Source organism: Streptomyces griseomycini (assembly GCF_014203535.1).
GTDB classification, from domain to species: Bacteria; Actinomycetota; Actinomycetes; order Streptomycetales; family Streptomycetaceae; genus Streptomyces; species Streptomyces griseomycini.
In genome coordinates this window covers 220,670-236,526 of record NZ_JACHJI010000005.1, presented here as the reverse complement: position 1 = coordinate 236,526, position 15,857 = coordinate 220,670, and the positions used below count along the sequence as shown (strand labels likewise).

Annotated in this window: 13 protein-coding genes; 5 read left to right on the top strand and 8 right to left on the bottom strand. The window is 74.9% G+C overall.

Features of this window, described 5'->3' with window-relative positions:
* Nucleotides 1–13: 13 nt before the first annotated feature.
* The 3 genes from FHS37_RS15650 to FHS37_RS15640 form a co-directional block, all read right to left on the bottom strand.
* Nucleotides 14–934, bottom strand: coding sequence for a carbohydrate ABC transporter permease (locus FHS37_RS15650; protein ID WP_184821539.1), 921 nt, complete (start codon nucleotides 932–934; stop codon nucleotides 14–16).
* Nucleotides 935–946: 12 nt separating this feature from the next.
* Nucleotides 947–1,942 carry a carbohydrate ABC transporter permease gene (locus FHS37_RS15645; RefSeq protein ID WP_184821537.1) on the bottom strand — a complete coding sequence of 332 codons (996 nt, stop codon included), beginning with the start codon at nucleotides 1,940–1,942 and terminating at the stop codon, nucleotides 947–949.
* 94 nt (nucleotides 1,943–2,036) lie between these two features.
* Nucleotides 2,037–3,341, bottom strand: coding sequence for an ABC transporter substrate-binding protein (locus tag FHS37_RS15640; protein WP_184821535.1), 1,305 nt, complete (start codon nucleotides 3,339–3,341; stop codon nucleotides 2,037–2,039).
* A 303-nt stretch (nucleotides 3,342–3,644) separates the two neighbouring features.
* On the opposite strand from FHS37_RS15640, the gene FHS37_RS15635 reads away from it, so the two are divergent.
* The 3 genes from FHS37_RS15635 (at nucleotide 3,645) to FHS37_RS15625 (ending at nucleotide 5,561) form a co-directional block, all read left to right on the top strand.
* A complete protein-coding gene (locus tag FHS37_RS15635) occupies nucleotides 3,645–4,658 on the top strand; it encodes a LacI family DNA-binding transcriptional regulator (protein WP_184821533.1) in 1,014 nt (337 codons plus the stop codon).
* A 73-nt stretch (nucleotides 4,659–4,731) separates the two neighbouring features.
* Nucleotides 4,732–5,463 carry a helix-turn-helix domain-containing protein gene (locus FHS37_RS41045; protein ID WP_375372305.1) on the top strand — a complete coding sequence of 244 codons (732 nt, stop codon included), beginning with the start codon at nucleotides 4,732–4,734 and terminating at the stop codon, nucleotides 5,461–5,463.
* Nucleotides 5,376–5,561, top strand: a complete 186-nt coding sequence (locus tag FHS37_RS15625) for a hypothetical protein (RefSeq protein WP_229889871.1) — start codon at nucleotides 5,376–5,378, stop codon at nucleotides 5,559–5,561. The genes FHS37_RS41045 and FHS37_RS15625 overlap by 88 nt, the downstream gene beginning before the upstream one ends.
* Nucleotides 5,562–5,799: 238 nt before the next feature.
* On the opposite strand, the gene FHS37_RS15620 is transcribed toward FHS37_RS15625, so the two are convergent.
* Nucleotides 5,800–6,531, bottom strand: a complete 732-nt coding sequence (locus FHS37_RS15620; RefSeq protein WP_184821529.1) for a TioE family transcriptional regulator — start codon at nucleotides 6,529–6,531, stop codon at nucleotides 5,800–5,802.
* Nucleotides 6,532–6,589: 58 nt separating this feature from the next.
* Between FHS37_RS15620 and FHS37_RS15615 the strand changes: the two genes are divergently transcribed.
* On the top strand, nucleotides 6,590–7,801 hold the full coding sequence (locus FHS37_RS15615) for an erythromycin esterase family protein (RefSeq protein WP_184821527.1): 1,212 nt from the start codon (nucleotides 6,590–6,592) through the stop codon (nucleotides 7,799–7,801).
* A gap of 109 nt (nucleotides 7,802–7,910) precedes the next feature.
* Here the strand turns inward: FHS37_RS15615 and FHS37_RS15610 are convergent, their stop codons facing one another.
* Complete coding sequence (locus tag FHS37_RS15610) at nucleotides 7,911–8,528, bottom strand: TOPRIM nucleotidyl transferase/hydrolase domain-containing protein (RefSeq protein ID WP_184821525.1); 618 nt, start codon at nucleotides 8,526–8,528, stop codon at nucleotides 7,911–7,913.
* Between the two features lie 192 nt (nucleotides 8,529–8,720).
* A complete protein-coding gene (locus tag FHS37_RS15605; protein ID WP_221499849.1) occupies nucleotides 8,721–9,170 on the bottom strand; it encodes an aminoglycoside phosphotransferase in 450 nt (149 codons plus the stop codon).
* A 234-nt stretch (nucleotides 9,171–9,404) separates the two neighbouring features.
* Here FHS37_RS15605 and FHS37_RS15600 point away from each other — a divergent pair, with 234 nt between their 5' ends.
* Nucleotides 9,405–10,301, top strand: a complete 897-nt coding sequence (locus FHS37_RS15600) for a DMT family transporter (protein ID WP_184821523.1) — start codon at nucleotides 9,405–9,407, stop codon at nucleotides 10,299–10,301.
* A 108-nt stretch (nucleotides 10,302–10,409) separates the two neighbouring features.
* Here FHS37_RS15600 and FHS37_RS15595 read toward each other — a convergent pair whose 3' ends face one another.
* Together FHS37_RS15595 and FHS37_RS15590 are read right to left on the bottom strand one after the other, a co-directional pair.
* Nucleotides 10,410–12,230, bottom strand: coding sequence for a hypothetical protein (locus FHS37_RS15595; RefSeq protein WP_184821521.1), 1,821 nt, complete (start codon nucleotides 12,228–12,230; stop codon nucleotides 10,410–10,412).
* Complete coding sequence (locus FHS37_RS15590) at nucleotides 12,227–15,853, bottom strand: vWA domain-containing protein (RefSeq protein WP_184821519.1); 3,627 nt, start codon at nucleotides 15,851–15,853, stop codon at nucleotides 12,227–12,229. The genes FHS37_RS15595 and FHS37_RS15590 overlap by 4 nt, the downstream gene beginning before the upstream one ends.
* Nucleotides 15,854–15,857 lie beyond the last annotated feature (4 nt).

Here is a 15,857-nt window from a genome sequence, read left to right as displayed (position 1 = left end):
GCGGGGCGGTGGGTCAGCCCTTGACGGCGCCCGCCATGATGCCGCTGACGATCTGGCGGCCGAAGACGACGAACATCGCCAGCAGCGGCAGCGTGCCCAGCAGCGCGCCCGCCATGATCAGCGACTGGTCGCGGACGTAGCCCGCGCTGAGCTGGGTGAGGGCGACGGGGACCGTCGGGTTGGTCATGTCGAGCACCACGAACGGCCAGAAGAAGTCGTTCCACGCGTGCACGAACGTGATCATGAACAGGACCGCCATCGCGGGCCGCGCGACGGGCAGCACGATGCTCCAGAAGATCCGCAGCGAGTGCGCCCCGTCCACGCGTCCGGCCTCGACGAGCTCGTCCGGCAGCGCCTCGGACAGGTACTGCCGCATGAAGAACACGCCGACCGCGCTCACCAGCGTGGGGAAGATGACGGCGGGCAGCTGCTGCGACCAGCCGAGCTCGGACATCATCATGAACAGCGGCACGACGCCGAGCTGCGGCGGCACCATCATGGTGCCGATCACCAGCATGAGCAGGACGTTGCGTCCCTTGAACCGCAGCTTGGCGAAGGCGAATCCGGCCAGCGTCGCGAACATCACCGTGGACAGGGCGATCACCCCGGCCACGATCAGGCTGTTGATCATGGCTTTGCCCATGGCCGCCTCGTCCCAGGCCCGGGCGAGGTTGCTGAACAGGTTCGGGCCGGGCAGGAACGGCGGCGGCGTCTGGCTGACCCGGGTGTTGTCGGTGGAGGCGGCCACCATCGTCCAGTACAACGGGAAGATCGACAGCACCGCCATGATGACGAGCAGGACGTAGGCGAGCGGGCCCGCGTGGTGCTGACGGCCGGCGCGCTGGCGCAGCAGCCGGCGGCCGCGGCCGGCCGGCTTCTCGGCGGGGGTCCGGGCCGGGGTGTCCGTCCGGACCGGGAGGCTGTGGGTGGTCATGGCGACTCCAGGTCAGGACGTGCGGGAACGCAGGCGCCTGATCAGGCGCTGCGCCGCGAAGGCGAGGACGAGCAGCAGGAACATCACCCAGGCGACGGTCGCCGAGCGGCCCATCTGGTAGTTCTTCCAGCCCTCCTCGTACAGCAGCAGGCCCAGCGTCTGGTACTGGTTGTCGGCGCCGCCGGTGACGCCGTTGGGGCCCTGGCCGAAGATCAGCGGCTCGCCGAACAACTGGGTGGCGCCGATGGTGGAGAGCACGATGGTGAAGACGATGGTGGAGCGGATCCCGGGCACGGTGACGTGGGTGAACTGCTTCCACCGGGAGGCACCGTCGAGGGAGGCCGCCTCGTACCGGTCGGCGGGGATGGCCTGCATGGCGGCCAGGTAGAGCAGGGCGTTGTAGCCGGTCCAGCGCCAGATGACGATGGTGGAGATCGCGACCTGGGCGGGCCACTTGTCGGCCTCCCAGTCCACCGGGTCGACGCCGACCGCGCCGAGCGCCCAGTTGATCATGCCGAAGTCACGCTCGAAGATCATGGTGAAGACGAGCGCGGCGGCGGCGACCGAGGTGGCGTACGGGACCAGCGAGGCGACGCGGAAGAACAGCGAGGCGCGCATGCGGTAGTTGAGCAGGTGTGCCAGGCCGAGGGCCATCAGCAGCTGCGGCACCGTGGAGAGGACGCCGATGGTGACGGTGTTCTGCAGCGCGTTCCAGAACTGCGAGTCGCCCCAGAGCTCGACGTAGTTGTCGAACGCCACCCACTCCATGACGTCGAGGGTGGCCAGTTCCACGTCGTGCAGGGAGATCCACGAGGTGTAGACGAGGGGGTAGAAACTGAACGCGGCGAAGACGATGAAGAACGGCGCGACGAACGCGAACGGCGCGCCCTTGACGTCCAGTCGGTGCAGCAGCGCGCTGCGCCGCGAGGCGGTCTTCCCGCCGCCCGGCGTGCCGGGCGGGCCGGGAGGCTCCTCGCCGGTCAGGGCCTTGGTGGTGGAGGTGGCCACCGGACTTTCCTTCCTGAGAGCAGATGGGTGAGCCGGGCCCCGGGCCCGTCGGCGGGACGCCGAGCGGGCCCGGACGGCTGCGGGAGGCGTCGGGTCAGCCGACCGCCTTCTCGATGCGCTCCGCGGTGGTCTTCCACGCCTCGTCGCGCGGGGTGCCCTGCTCGACCAGGGCCAGGCCCTGGGAGAAGGTGTCCTTGATCGTGCCGTCCTTGCGGCCGAGGACCTGCTTGTCCGGGATCTCCTGGGCGGCGGCGCCGAAGATCTGGCCGATCGGGGCGTTGTCGAAGTACTCCGACGTGGCGTTCTTCACGTCGGGGTTCTCCAGGGCCTTCTCGGAGGACGGGATGTTGCCGATCTCCTTGAAGATGTGGGCCTGCTGCTCCGGCGCGGTCAGCCAGGCGACGAGCTTCTTGGCCTCCTCCTTCACCGGGCTCTTCTCGATCACGCCGAGGAAGGACCCGCCCCAGTTGGCGCCCTTGGGCGCCCGGGCGACGTCCCACTTGCCCTTGTTGGCCCCACCGGCCTTCTCGCTGATGTGGCTGAGCATCCAGGCCGGGCACACGGCGGTCGCGAACGTGCTGTTGGCCAGGCCGGGGTCCCAACCCGGCTGGAACTGGCGGAGCTTGGCGGTCAGTCCCTCCTCCGCGGCGTCGGAGGCGAGGCCCCACGCCTCCTTGACGGCCGGGTTCTTGTCGTAGATCAGGCCGCCCTTCTCGTCGTAGTACTGCTCGGGGTAGCCGTAGACCATGGCGTTGAACAGGCCGCTGGCCGAGTCCGTGAACGCCACCTTGCCGCCCTTGAAGCCCTTCTTGAAGGTGCGGCCGACCTCGACGTACTTCTTCCAGTCGCCCTCCCACAGCTTGCCGACCTCTTCGCGGTCGGTGGGCAGGCCGGCCTGCTCGAAGTAGTCCTTGCGGTAGCAGACGGCCATCGGGCCGATGTCGGTGCCCAGGCCCAGCACCTTGCCGTCCTCGGTGGTGATCTGCGACTCCTTCCAGGGCAGGAAGTGGTCGGTGCCCGCCATGCCGGCGAAGTCCGCGAACTTGTCCGCCTGGGTCTCGGTGATCTCCTTGGCCCGGCCGATCTCGATGCCCTGGATGTCCTTCAGGCCGTTGCCGGCGGCGAGCCTGGTCTGCAGCGCGGTGTAGTACGTCTGCTCGTCACCGGCTATCTCGGCCTTGATGTCGACGTCGGGGTTCTCCTTCTCGTACTTCTCGAGGAGGCCCGTCTCCTTGATGCCCATCACCCCGTACAGGCCCATGGTGATGACGGTCTTGCCGTCCTTCTTGCCGCCACCGGTGACCGAGTCGTCACCGCCGCTGCAGCCGACGACGAGCGTCAGCGCGCCGACGGCCGCGACCGCCACCGCCCTCGTACGCGACGAACCGAGACTGCCCATGGATCTCCTCCTAGCGACGGCGCTGACACACCGGAGTGACGAGTTCTGCGATGACTACAGCGGCTCTGACTCAGGGGTGGGAACGTGCCCAATTTTGGTGGGCACGTTCCCACCGACGCATCGAAGACTCCTGGGAGCGGAGGGATCTGTCAATGACTTGAAAGCAACTCGTCACCGCGTTCGGGAGCCGGCGCACGCCTCCCGGGCCGTGGGGGGTGCTCCGCCGACGGCCGCGTCTGCAAGAATTGCCGCAGGTCACCTCCGCGGCAGGCACCGCCGCCGCGGTCGCCGAGGGGGGAACGCATGACCGGAAACCGCCGTCCCACGATCAAAACGGTCGCCGCCCGCGCCGGCGTGGGCCGCACCACGGTCTCCCGGGTCGTCAACGGCTCGGACCTCGTCAGTGCCGACGCACGGGCCCGGGTGCTCGCGGCCATCAAGGAACTCAACTACGTTCCCAACTCGGTCGCCCGCGGCCTGGTGACCAACCGCACCGACGCCGTGGCCCTGGTGATCCCGGAATCGGAGAGCCGGCTCGGTTCGGAACCGTTCTTCGCCGCGCTGATCCGGGGCGTCAGCGGCGCCCTCGCCGAAAGCCGGACCCAGCTGCAGCTCATGCTCGTGCGCGACCAGGCCGAACGGGACCAGCTGACCGAGTCGGTGGCGACGCGCCGCGTGGACGGTGTCCTGCTGGTCTCCGTCCACGCCGAGGACCGGCTGCCCGGCATGCTGGAGGAGATGGGGCTGCCCACCGTGCTGGCCGGCCGCCGCGACGCGGGCGAGCGGCTGAGCTACGTCAACTCCGACAACGCCGGAGGGGCCGCCGAGGCCGTCCGGCACCTGCTGCGCAGCGGCAGGACGAGGATCGCCACGATCACCGGCCCCCAGGACATGGACGTCGGCCGCAGCCGCCTCGCCGGATGGCGCACCGCCCATCGCGAGGCGGGGGTGCCTGCGGACGAACTCCTGGTCGAGGCGGGTGACTTCACCGAGGAGAGCGGCGGCCGCGCCATGCGTTCGCTTCTTGAACGCGCCCCGGACCTGGACGCCGTCTTCGCCGCCTCCGACCTCATGGCGGTCGGTGCCCTGGCCGAACTGCGCCGCCGGAAACGGCAGGTGCCCGGGGACGTCGCCGTCGTCGGGTTCGAGGACTCCGTCCTCGCCCGCCACACCGACCCGCCCTTGACGACGGTGCGCCAGCCGGTGGAGGAACTGGGCCGGACGATGGTCCGGATCCTCACCGACATCACCCGGAACGGCGCGCCGCGGCAGCAGCTGACGCTGCCGACGGAGCTGGTGGTGCGCGAGTCGTCCTGAAGCGTGCCGCGGACCGGGATCGGCGCCGGGTTCCCGCCGTCGTCCGGTCCGCCGACGGCTCCGGTCCTGGCCGGTGGGGGGCCACCTCCCGTGGCGGCCCGTCCGGGCCGCATGGGCGCGCCGCTTCACCGCCCCGGCGGGCAGACCGCCCCTGGCCCACCCGGCCTGGCTGCGCGGGACGGCGACGGGCCGACTGCTGCGCTCGGGCGACACGCCGCTGCGCGTCGTGGCGGAACGCCTGGGCCGTCCCTCGGAGTTCGCCTTCGCCAAGGCGTTCAGGCGCGAGTACGGCATCCCGCCGGGGAGGTACCGCCGACGTCCGGCGTCCCCCCTGCGTCCCCGGCGTGACCCTCCGGACAGTCCCGGGGCGCTTCTTCCGCAGCTCACCCGCGTGGTGCGGCGGCCACGAGCACGTACGAGCGGATCAAGGGGGCGGACCGCAGGATCGCCGCGCCGGGCAGGGAGTTCGGGTCACGGTGAACCCCTCGCCGACGGCCGGGAGATCGTCGCGGGCGTGAAGGCGTCCCTGCGCCCGCTGCGCTCCGCCGATGCGGCCGACGGTGCCCCGGCGCTGCCGGGGCACCGTCGGCCTTGCCCCGGCAGCGCCGGGGCAGCGATGCTGGGGTGGTGCCGGGGCAACGGAAACGGAAACGTCAGGAGCAGGACGCGAGGCTGCGTGCTGCCACCCGCACCGCTTCGGACAGGGGCCGGTGGGAAGTGGTCTTCGAGACCCAGGACGAGTCGGAATGGCATGCCCACCTCCGCGGCCTGCGCGAGGGGGGTGAGCGAATCGACTGGACGATGACCCGGATCGACACGCTCTGCGGGCGCCGGTTGCAGCCGACCACCTACCGGTTGAGCCTGTTCGTGCCGGGCCCCGCGTACGGCCGTGACGGGGCCTGACCGGGCACCACGGCGTCGTCGCGTGCTGCTCCGGCCGCTCGGAGCGGCTCCGCGCCCTCGCCACCCGGTGCGGTCGTGGGGGACGGTGAAGCCGCCTCGGCAGCGGTCCGGCCCGCACTGCGCCCGACCGTCATGTCCTGCGTCTTGACCTGCCGATCGCCGTCCGGGCCGGCGTCCGCCGTCGCCGGGCCGCCGGGTGTGTCCGTCCCGGGAGTCCTTCCGGCTGACGGCCGGCTCCTCATCCGCGCTCGCGGAGGTACGCCTCCAGCTCGGCGGCCCCGGCCAGCATCGCGCGCCCGCGGGCGGACAGCCGGCCGTGCCAGTCGCGCAGGGCGGCCTCCAGCGGCTCCGGTCCGCCTGCCGCCCGCACCTGGGCGATCAGCGGGGCGATCTGCTCCAGCAGGTAGCCGCCCCGCCTGAGCTGGTGCGTCAGCCGGGCGTCCCGCGCGTCGGCCTCGTCGTAGACGCGGTACCCGGTGCGCGGATCGCGGCGCGGGCGCACCAGCCCGGCGCGCTCCCACTTGCGCAGCGTCGCGGGCCGGATGCCGAGCTCCCCCGCCAGCGGTCCGATGAACCGGCCGGCAGGACCGGACGCCGCGGTGGCCCCGGACGCCGCGGTGGACCCCAGGCCGCGAAGAGCACGCTCCACGGCCTGGAGGGTCCGCCGGTCGTCGAGGAGCTGGGCGTGGCTCTCGTCGATGAGGCGGAACGCCTCCTCCACCACGCCCCGGTTCACGGCCCGCATGATCGACGCCGCCGTCCGGTGGCCGTGGCCGGGCACCAGGGCGAGGAACGCGCGCAGGGCCCCCGCGTGCAGCGGGGTGTAGGTGCGGTAGCCGTGGGGGGTGCGACCGGCGGCCGGAAGGATGCCGGCCTCCTCGTAGTTCCTGACCGCCTGCGTGGACAGGCCGTGCCCACGCGCCAGATCGACCGGCCTGAGCTGTTCTCCCTTTTGAAGGTTCCGTCCCATGGACCTGCCGAAATCGTGGAAAGGTTTCAACCGAAGATTCAACGATAGCGTTTAAGGCATGGTCATTGACATCAAGGACACCGTCCATGCCGTCGAGGCCGCCGCCGTCACGGGGTTGCTCCCGGCCCGGCCGCGGCTGCTCGCCCTGGGTGAGCCCACCCACGGCGAGGACGCCCTGCTCGACCTGCGCAACGGGCTCTTCCGGCAGCTCGTCGAGCAGGAGGGCTACCGGACGATCGCGATCGAGAGCGACTGTCTGGCGGGCCTGGTCGTGGACGACTACGTCACCTCGGGCACGGGCACCCTCGACGAGGTCATGGAGCAGGGGTTCAGCCACGGCTGGGGCGCCTTCGCGGCCAACCGCGAGCTCGTGGCCTGGATGCGCGCCCACAACGACGGCCGGCCCGCCTCCGAGCAGCTCCGCTTCGCCGGTTTCGACGGCCCGCTGGAGATCACCGGCGCCGCGAGCCCCCGGCAGGCCCTCACCGCACTCCACGGCTACCTCTCGGCCCGGGTGGACCCGGACCTGCTCCCCTGCACCGCGGAAACGCTCGACCGCCTGCTCGGCACCGACGACCGGTGGACCGATCCCGCGGCCATGCACGACCCGGACCGGTCCGTGGGGCGGTCGGCCGAGGCCAGGGAGTTGCGGCTGCTCGCCGACGATCTGGTGACGCTGCTCGACGCGCAGGCGCCGCACCTGCGCGCGGCGACCTCGCGGGACGACTGGGACCGGGCGTGCCTGTACGGGCGCACCGCGACCGGCCTGCTGCGCTACCACTCCCGGATGGCCGACGCCTCACCGGCCCGCATGACGCGGCTGTGCGCGCTGCGGGACGTGATGATGGCCCACAACCTCCTCGCCGTCGCCGCCCGGGGCCCCGCACTCGTCCACGCCCACAACTCCCACCTCCAGCGGCGGAAGAACACGATGCGGATGTGGCAGGGGCCGGTGGAGTGGTGGAGCGCCGGTGCGCTGGTGAGCGCCCGGCTCGGCGAGGAGTACGCCTTCGTGGCCACGGCCCTCGGCACCGTCCGGCACCAGGGAGTGCACGCCCCTCCCCCGGACACCCTCGAAGGACTCCTGTACGCGCTCCCGGAGGACCGCTGCCTCGTCGACGCCCCCCGGCTGGCCACCGTCCTCGGCGACGCGCGGCCCGCGCCCCGCGTGTCCCCCTGGTTCGGCTACGCCCCGCTCGACCCGGCCCACGTGGCGGACAGCGACGGCATCGTGTTCGTCAGGGACGTCCCACAGGTCCGGCCCTCCTGACTTCGGCCCGTCGGGGAGACTCCGTCAGAAGCCCCTGGCCGGCCGAGGCCGGTGACGCGGCGGCCGCCGGGGCCTCAGCCGCTGCCGCCGGCCTCGGCCTGCGTTCCGGTCACAGGCTCGCGAGCAGCTTGTCCAGGGGAGCAGGTACCCGCTCAGGGTCGAGGGCCTCGGCCAGGAGGCGGCCGTAGCGGATCTTGCGGCCCTTCTTCGTGCCGAGGAAGCGCCGCATCTGTTGCTGCGGGGGCCGGCCCTGCTGCGCGGGTTGACGCGTGAAGGTCTGCCAGGCCTGGAGATCGCCCTCGGCCCGGACGATCTCCTCGACCCGTGCCACGCCCAGCGCTCGGACGAGTTCGTCCTCCAGGTCCGTCACACACACGAAGAATCCCCGGCGCGGCGCCTCGGCCCGCTCGAGGGCACGGTCGTAGAAGCGCTGCTCGCCCTCGTCGCACAGTCCGGTGAGGCGCAGCCCCAGGCCCGGCGGGCCGAGGAGGTCGGCGTAGCGGCCGACGTTCATCGCCCCGCCCATGGACATGACGCACACTCCCTCGGCGGGCAGGTCCCGGCCGTGGCGCGCGGCCAGCGTCTCGACGGCCGCGAGGTCGCTCAGCCCTTCCAGCAGCACCGCGGTCCGCACGCGCAGCCGCACGGCCAGCTCACCCGCCGGCCCGCCGGGACCGCCCGCCGCCCAGCCGGTGACCGCGTCCCGGAACGTCTGCACATCCGCCATGGGAGTGATTTTGCTCCTGCACGGGCGAGGCGGCACGGATTTTCCGTCGGCCGCGCGCCGCCCCGGCCGGCAACGCCCCGTGGAGGGATCCGTACGACGATCGTCCCGGTGCCGGGACCGTCGCCCCCAGCTGATCCTCGGACGGCGGAACCGGTACGGGTGGGCGGAGGCACACTCGACGATCCGCCGTCTTCAGGCCGGCAGCTCCGACAGCCGGTCGGCCTGACGCCCGGCGGTGCCGGGCGGGTTCCCGGGGTTCTCCGGATCGTCGGCCGCCGGCAGGAACAGCCAGACCAGCGCGAGCAGTCGACGGCACTCCCGCAGACGGGCTGTCTCCGCCCGGGAGGGATCGAACCGGTCCGGGAAGGCAGCGGCATCCGGCGGGTGCTCCACCCGGCACCCCACGTGCCCGGTGATCTCCGCCGACTCGAACGGGCGGTCGCTGAGGCCGGAGTCCTCGAAGTCGACGACCCGTACCCGTCGGCCGTCCCCCAGGCAGTCGGCGAGACTGCCGTCACCGGGACCGAAGACCGGCGGAACCCCCGATGGGGCACCGGCTCCCGGGTCTGACCGGGCGAGCCGGACCGACCCGGCGACCACGGCCTGTCGCACCAGGCCGTCTGCCTGGGGACGAGCCGTCACGGCCACCGGACCGTGGCGCGGGGACCTCCGCTGCTCGGCGTCGGGAGCGGTACCACGGCCAACGCCGCCAGTCCCCCACCGGTCAGCCGCCCGCCGCCCCGGCCGCCGACCGCTCCCCGAAGGCCCGCCCACCGCAGCTCCGCGACACGCCCCGCCCGGTTCGCGAGGACCGGGAGCGGCACGTCACCATGGCAGGACCGGGGGTGGGCCGTCTCGTCATCCCGGAGGGCCACGGTGGACGTCCTCGTGCCGGTCCTGTTCGCGCTGGGCGGTGCGTTCAGCAACGCTCTCGCGACCGTCCTCCAGCGCAAGGCCGCGCTGAGCGTGCCCCGGTCCGACACGCTGCGGGCCCGGCTCATGCTCGACCTGCTGCGGCACCCCGTCTGGCTCGCCGGCATCGTCGCCGTCGCCGCCGCGGCCGTCTGCCAGGCCGTGGCACTCGCGACGGGGCCGTTGACGGTCGTCCAGCCCCTGTTCGTGCTGGAGCTGCCGCTGGCCCTGGTCATCGCCACCGTGCTGCTGCACGGGCGGATGTCCCGACTCGGCTGGGCGGCCGTGTCCGCTGTCGTGGCCGGGCTCGCCGTCGCCCTCGTCGCCGCGTCCCCCGCGGGGGACCGCACGCACGCGCCGATGGACCGATGGGTCCCGGCCCTCGCCGTCTGCGCCGCCGCGATCGTCGGTCTCGTGGTCGTGGCGCTCCGCCGGCCCGAGGGGCGGGCCCGCGCCGCCTGCTTCGGGCTGGCCACCGCTGTCGCGTACGCGATGACGGCGGCACTGATGAAGACGTCGATGCACACGCTCGACGACGGCGGCGTGACCGCGTTCCTCACCACCTGGCAGACCTACGGCTTCGCCCTCTTCGGAGGGGCCGCGCTGTTCCTCCTGGAGAACGCGATGCAGGCCGGACCGCTGGTGGCGTCCCAGCCCGCCATCACGCTCGGCGACGCGAGCATGAGCCTGGCCCTCGGGATCGCGGTCTACGCCGAGTACGTGCGGACGGGCTGGTGGCTCCTCCCCCAGTTGCTGGGCGTCGTCCTGATCGTCGTGGGCGTGTTCGCGCTCTCGAGGATGTCGCTCGCCCGTGCCCTGACCGGCGAGGACCGTCCCGCCGTCGGCGCCGGAGCACCGTGAGGCCGACCGGTGGCCGGCGGCGGTGCGGCTTCGCGGCACACGGGGCCAGCGGTCCGTCCGCGTCCGCCGGCGGCAGCGGGGCCCGCCGGCGGCAGCGGACGCACCGGCTCACCCCCCGGTCCCGGCCCGAAGGCGCAGGAGGGAGGCCGGGGAGGAGACCTCGGTCGCGGCGGCTCCCCACGCGTCCGCGCACAGCGCCCGTTCGACCGCGTCGGTGTAGACGGCGGCGGCGAGCCAGGCCCGGGCGAAGCGGTCCGGGTCGGCCGGGAGCAGGCGGCCGAAGGCGTCGCGGGAGCGGTCCGCGGCGGCGGCGTGGAGGTCGTCGAGGAGATCGCCCGCCGTGGCGAGGCCGAGACGGCGCAGGCGGGCGCCGTCGCCCGACGTGCTCCCGGCAGAGGCGAGGACACGGCGGCCCCCCGACACCGCCTGGTGGACGCGGCGGCGCAGCAGGTGCAGCGGGGCCTCGTCCCCGGTGGGGACGGCCGCGGCCGGCGGAGTGTCCGCCCCGGCGGGCAGGTCCGCGTGCTGGAGGCGGTCCAGGCCGAGGTCCACCCGGGCGGCGGGGTCGGCGGGGTGTTCGACGGCGAGCAGCAGGGCGCGGGGCAGCGGTCCGGGCACCAGGCGCGCGACGATCCGCAGCCGGCTGCCCCCGGCGGCGGCGAGCAGGCGGAGGTTGTCGCGGTGGGGGAGGGAGGGGTCGTCGTGGGCGGTGGCCAGTCGCAGGGGCAGGCCCGCGCAGTCGGCCAGCAGGCAGTCGCCCGTCGTCTCCCGCACCGTGCCCGTGAGGGTCACCTCGAGGAACAGCAGGTCCCGCCCGCCGTTCAGGGCCCGGGTCACCTGCTCGGCGGCGGGTACGGCCCACAACCGGTCCAGCGGCTCGGCGTGCCAGGCGACGCCGGACGCGCGGACCGCCCGCACCCCGGCCCCCGCACCGAGACGGCCGGTCGGGGACACGGTGGCACCGGACACGGCCAGACCCGCGCGCGACAGTTCGCGGTGGGTCAGGGCGGTGTCCCCGATCCGCACGGCCCGGTCGGCGGCGCCGGTCGCCCGGGCGGGGCCGCCCGGTGCCACGTCGGACACCGTGTACAGGCGCCCGTCGGCGTCGGCGGTCCAGGTGACCGCGCCCGCGTAGCCGGTGGCCGTGAGGACGGGTTCGGAGAAGAGCCCGTACAGGCGCAGCGAGCCGTCCGGGCGGTACGGCTGGCGGACCGTGCCGCGCAGCTCGGTCAGGTCCGGTCCGGTGGCGTGCGGGAGGCGGTGGGCGACGCCCAGGACACCGGCCAGCGCGCCGGCGAGGTCGGCGAGGCGGTGGCCGGGGTCGGCGGAGCGGGCCGCCCGCACCTCGGTCACCACGGAGACCGCCGCCGCCCAGGCCCGTGGGAGGCCGGCGAGGCGGGCGGTGTGCGCGGCGTGCAGGAGTTCCGCCTGGAGCACGGCGCCGGCGCCGTCCGTCCCGGCTTCCAGGACGGCGGCCGCCGCGTCGGACACCGCGCGGGCCGCGGCGCGCTGTTCGGCGGTGGCGGTCTCGGTCTCCTCCTGTGCCGTCCGGCTCGTCCGGCCCGGCCGCGTCGTCGCCCCCGTTTCCTCCGTCGTCCCGGTTTCCTCCGCGGCCCCGGCAGGGTCGGGGGGCACGGTTTCGTCGGCGACCGGCGCGGCCGAGGCCGCCGCCGCGCGGTGCAGGCAGCCGGGGGCCAGCAGGCATCCGCAGCGGATCGCGTCCGCGCCGGTCACCGTCCCGCCGGGCGCGTGCAGGACGACGTCGGTCCCGTCGTCGACGGTGATCCGCACGGTGTCGCCCTCGCGGACGGCCGGACGTGCCAGGAGCTTGGTGACGCCCGCGTCCAGCCGCTTGCGCAGCCGGGGCGAGAGGGCTGCGACGAGTTCGGCGGTGACGGACGGGACGACCGGAGGCAGGTCCGGACTCATGCGATCTTCTCCCCTACCCAGCGGGCGAGTTCGAGCGGACTGAGGGCGGCGACGGGCATGCCCGCGGCGACGAGCTGACCGGCGACTCCCGTGGAGTAGCGGGGCCGGCCCGTGTCGTCGAGGCTCGCGCAGCCCAGGACGTGGCAGCCGGCCGAGACCAGCGCGCGGACCTCGGCGAGCAGACCGCCGAGCGGATGGCCCTCCTCGAAGTCGCTGACGACCACGACGAGGGTGCGCGACGGCACGGTGACGAGCTCGCGCGCGTGCCGCAGTCCCGCGGCGATGTGGGTGCCGCCGCCCACGCTGACCTCCAGCAGGAGCGACAGCGGATCCTCCACGTGCCCGGTGAGGTCGATGACCTCCGTGGAGAACGCGAGGAAGTGGGTGGAGAGCGTCGGCACCCCCGCCAGCACCGAGGCGGTCAGCGCGGCCCACACCGTGGACGCCTCCATGGATCCCGACACGTCGGTGACCAGGATCAGCCGCCAGTCGGCGGCCCGCCGTCCCCGGGTGCGGAAGACCGGGCGTTCGGGGATCACCCGCACCGTGCCGTCCGGGCCGCGGCGTGCGGTGGCCAGGTTGGCCCGCAGCGTGCGGGGCAGGTCCAGGCCGCCGCCGGGCCGTCTGCTCGGGCGGGGCAGGGCCGTGCCGTGCAGGGCGGGGCGCAGACGGGTGGCCAGCTGCCGGGTCAGCGCGTCGACCAGCCGCCGTACGAGCGGGCGCAACGCGGCCAGCCGCGCCTCGGGCAGTCCGCCCGCGTGCCGCAGCACGGTGCGCAGCAGGTCCACCGAGGGCCGCACGCCGTCCGCGTCCAGCTCGGTGAGGACGTCCTTGCGGCCCGACGCGGCGGCCGCCGCCAGCACTTCCTCCCGGATGCCCGGCCCGAACAGCGCGGCCAGTTCCTCGGACCACTCCCGCACCCCGGGGTACGGCGCCTCACGTCCGCCGCCGGTTCCCGGACCCGTGAGGTCCCCCCGGCTGCCCTCGCCGCGTCCGCTGCCGTACAGCTCGTCCAGCGCGGTCGCGAGCGGTGCGGCGGACGGCGGCAGCCGGTCCGCGCGGCGGCCGAGGAGGAGGCGCCAGCGGTCGGCGGGGGCGAGGAGGCGGTCCTCGGCCGGGGGCGCTGCGGCCTCGGCGGTGCCGTCCTCCGGAACGCCGTCTCCCGGGTCACCGCCTCCCGGGACGCCGCTCTCCGGGCTCACCGGGCCGTCCTCAGCCGGGCCGCCGCCCGGCGCCGGCAGCAGCCCCAGCGACCGCAGCGTCTCGCGGGCCGCGAGGTCCGCCCCGGTCCAGGTGGCGAGCGCTGCCGGGCCGACACCGCCCGTGTCGGCGATGTGCGCGGTGCCGAGGCGCTCCTCGACGGCCGCGAGGAGACGGTCGCGGGCCGCGGGGCTCAGCGTGTCGAAGCCGCCGCGCAGCGCGGGGAGCCGGCTGAGAAACGCCCGGTCGGGCAGCTCGGACACCCGGGTGAGCAGGGGCTCCAGCGCGGGCGCCGCCGTCTCCAGCAGCGGGCCCGCGGCGGTCAGCAGTCCGCCGAGCCGGGCGGTGAGCGCGGCGCGGGAGTCGGGACCGGTTGCCCCGTCGACCCAGGAGGCCACGCGGTCGCCGAAGACCCGCGCGTCCTCGTGTCCGAGCAGGACGCGGACGGCCCCGGCGGCGCCCCGCATCAGCGGGGAGCCTCCGGCGGACAGGCGGTCTAGGGCGTCGGCGAGCCGGATTCCGCCCGACAGATCGGCCCGGTGGGAGAGTTCGAGCAGGGCACGGGCGTCGGCGGGGTCCTCGGAACCGGTCAGGCCGTCCACCTGCCGCACCGCCGCCGCCGTGAGCAGTTCCGCGACGGCGGCCGCCCGGGCCTCACGGTCCGGCTCGGCGCCGAGCCCGGGGACGTGACCGGCCCGCAGCCGGTCCAGCAGGGCCAGGCCGGCGAGGAGTTCCGGCAGGGTGCCGGCCCGGGGCAGGACGTCGGCGACGTCGTCGAGCCGTTCGTCCGCGAGTCCGGTCAGGCCGCACTCCGCCGCCCGTTCGAGCCCTTCGAGGGCCTGCGCGGCCGTCGGCCCGCCCTCGTCGCGCTCCAGGCGGCGCCGTTCGCGCAGGACTCCTTCGGCGGCCTGCGCGGGGGTCACTCCGCGCGCACCGGCCGCGGTCAGCATGGCCGCCGTGGCAGGGGTCCAACGCACCTCCCAGCGGGTGGTGAGGGCCTCGGCGCCGCCCGCACCGACGACCTCCTCGGCCTCCCCGTAGGGCACCCCGCACACCGTCAGCCGGCGCAGCAGCAGTTCACGGCGCCGGTCGAGGCCGGACCGCAGCGGGTCCAGCCGCAGGTCCCGTGCGGGGCCGGGACCGTCCGCCCGGGGACCGGGCAGGCCGAGCCGCGCCACCTCGGCCTCGACCGCGGGGGCGAGGCCGCTGCGCGGCGCCTGCGGGGCGGGCCTCCCGCCGCGCGTGCCGACGAGCACCCGCTCCATCGCCCGCGCCACCGCCCGCCCCCGCCCGTACGGCTCACCCTGCGCGAGCACCGTCTGCACGGCCTCGACCAGTTCGCCGCGGCCCGCCGCGGGCAGGCCGCGCAGCCGGGCGAGGTCCGAGGCGAGCCGGCTGATCTCCCGCGCGTCGGCGGGTCCCGAGGGGTGACCGAGGTCCCGCAGCTCGGCGCAGATGCGCACGGCCGCCCGGGTCAGCGCCTCCTCCAGCGCCGCCGGGTCGCCCGCCGCGCGCAGGACCATGTCCTGCCACTCCGGGTCCCGGATGCCCGCCGGGTAACCGGACCGCTCGTCGAGGAGGGCGTACGTGTACGGGATCAGCGAGGTGGTCCAGGCGGGCCGCCGCGCGTCGGCGGCCGTTCCGGCCTCCTCCCCGGCCTCTCCCCCGGCGTCCTGCCCTGCGAGCGCCGGGGCGTGGAACGCGCCGACCACCACGGCGGCCCGCTCGCCCCGTGCGGTGGCCTCGGCCAGCCGGGCCCGCATCCAGCGCTCCCGCCGCAGGTCCAGCTCCGGTACGCCGCCCGCGGCGACCGCGTCCTCGCGCAGGGCCCACCCGGTGAGCAGGGCGGCCCGGCGCAGGGCCTCGGGCGGGGAGCCGGGTGCGGTCGCCTCGACGAGCCGGTCCCAGAGGTCGTCCCCGGGGCGGCCCGTCAGCCGGGCCCGCACGGCGGTGGCGAGACCGGGGCCGCCGGCCCGCGGCCCCGCGGTCCGTCGTCCTCCGGTCCACGCACGGTCGGCGAGCGGCAGGTCGCAGGCGACCACCGGCACGCCGTGCCGGGCGGCCCAGCGCACGGCGGCCAGTTCGGGCGAGAAGTCGGCGAACGGATAGAACGCCGGTCCCCCGCCGCTCCCGTCACCGGGAGCGGCGGCGAGCGCCACCGGGGCCCGTGTCTCCTCGTGCCCCAGCCAGGGCAGCCACTGCTGCATCTCGGCGGGCAGTTCGACGAGCAGCACCTCCGGCCGTGCCTCGTCCAGCAGCGCGGGCACGGCGGCGGCCAGGGAGGGCGCGTGGTGCCGCACGCCGACGAGGTAGGGCGCGGACGGACCGGTGAGGACGGCGAGCGCCTCGTCGGGCGGGACGGGCGAGCCGCCGGGGACGGGGGAACCGCTCGGGGCGGGGGCGGCCCCGTGGGAGAGGGACACGGCC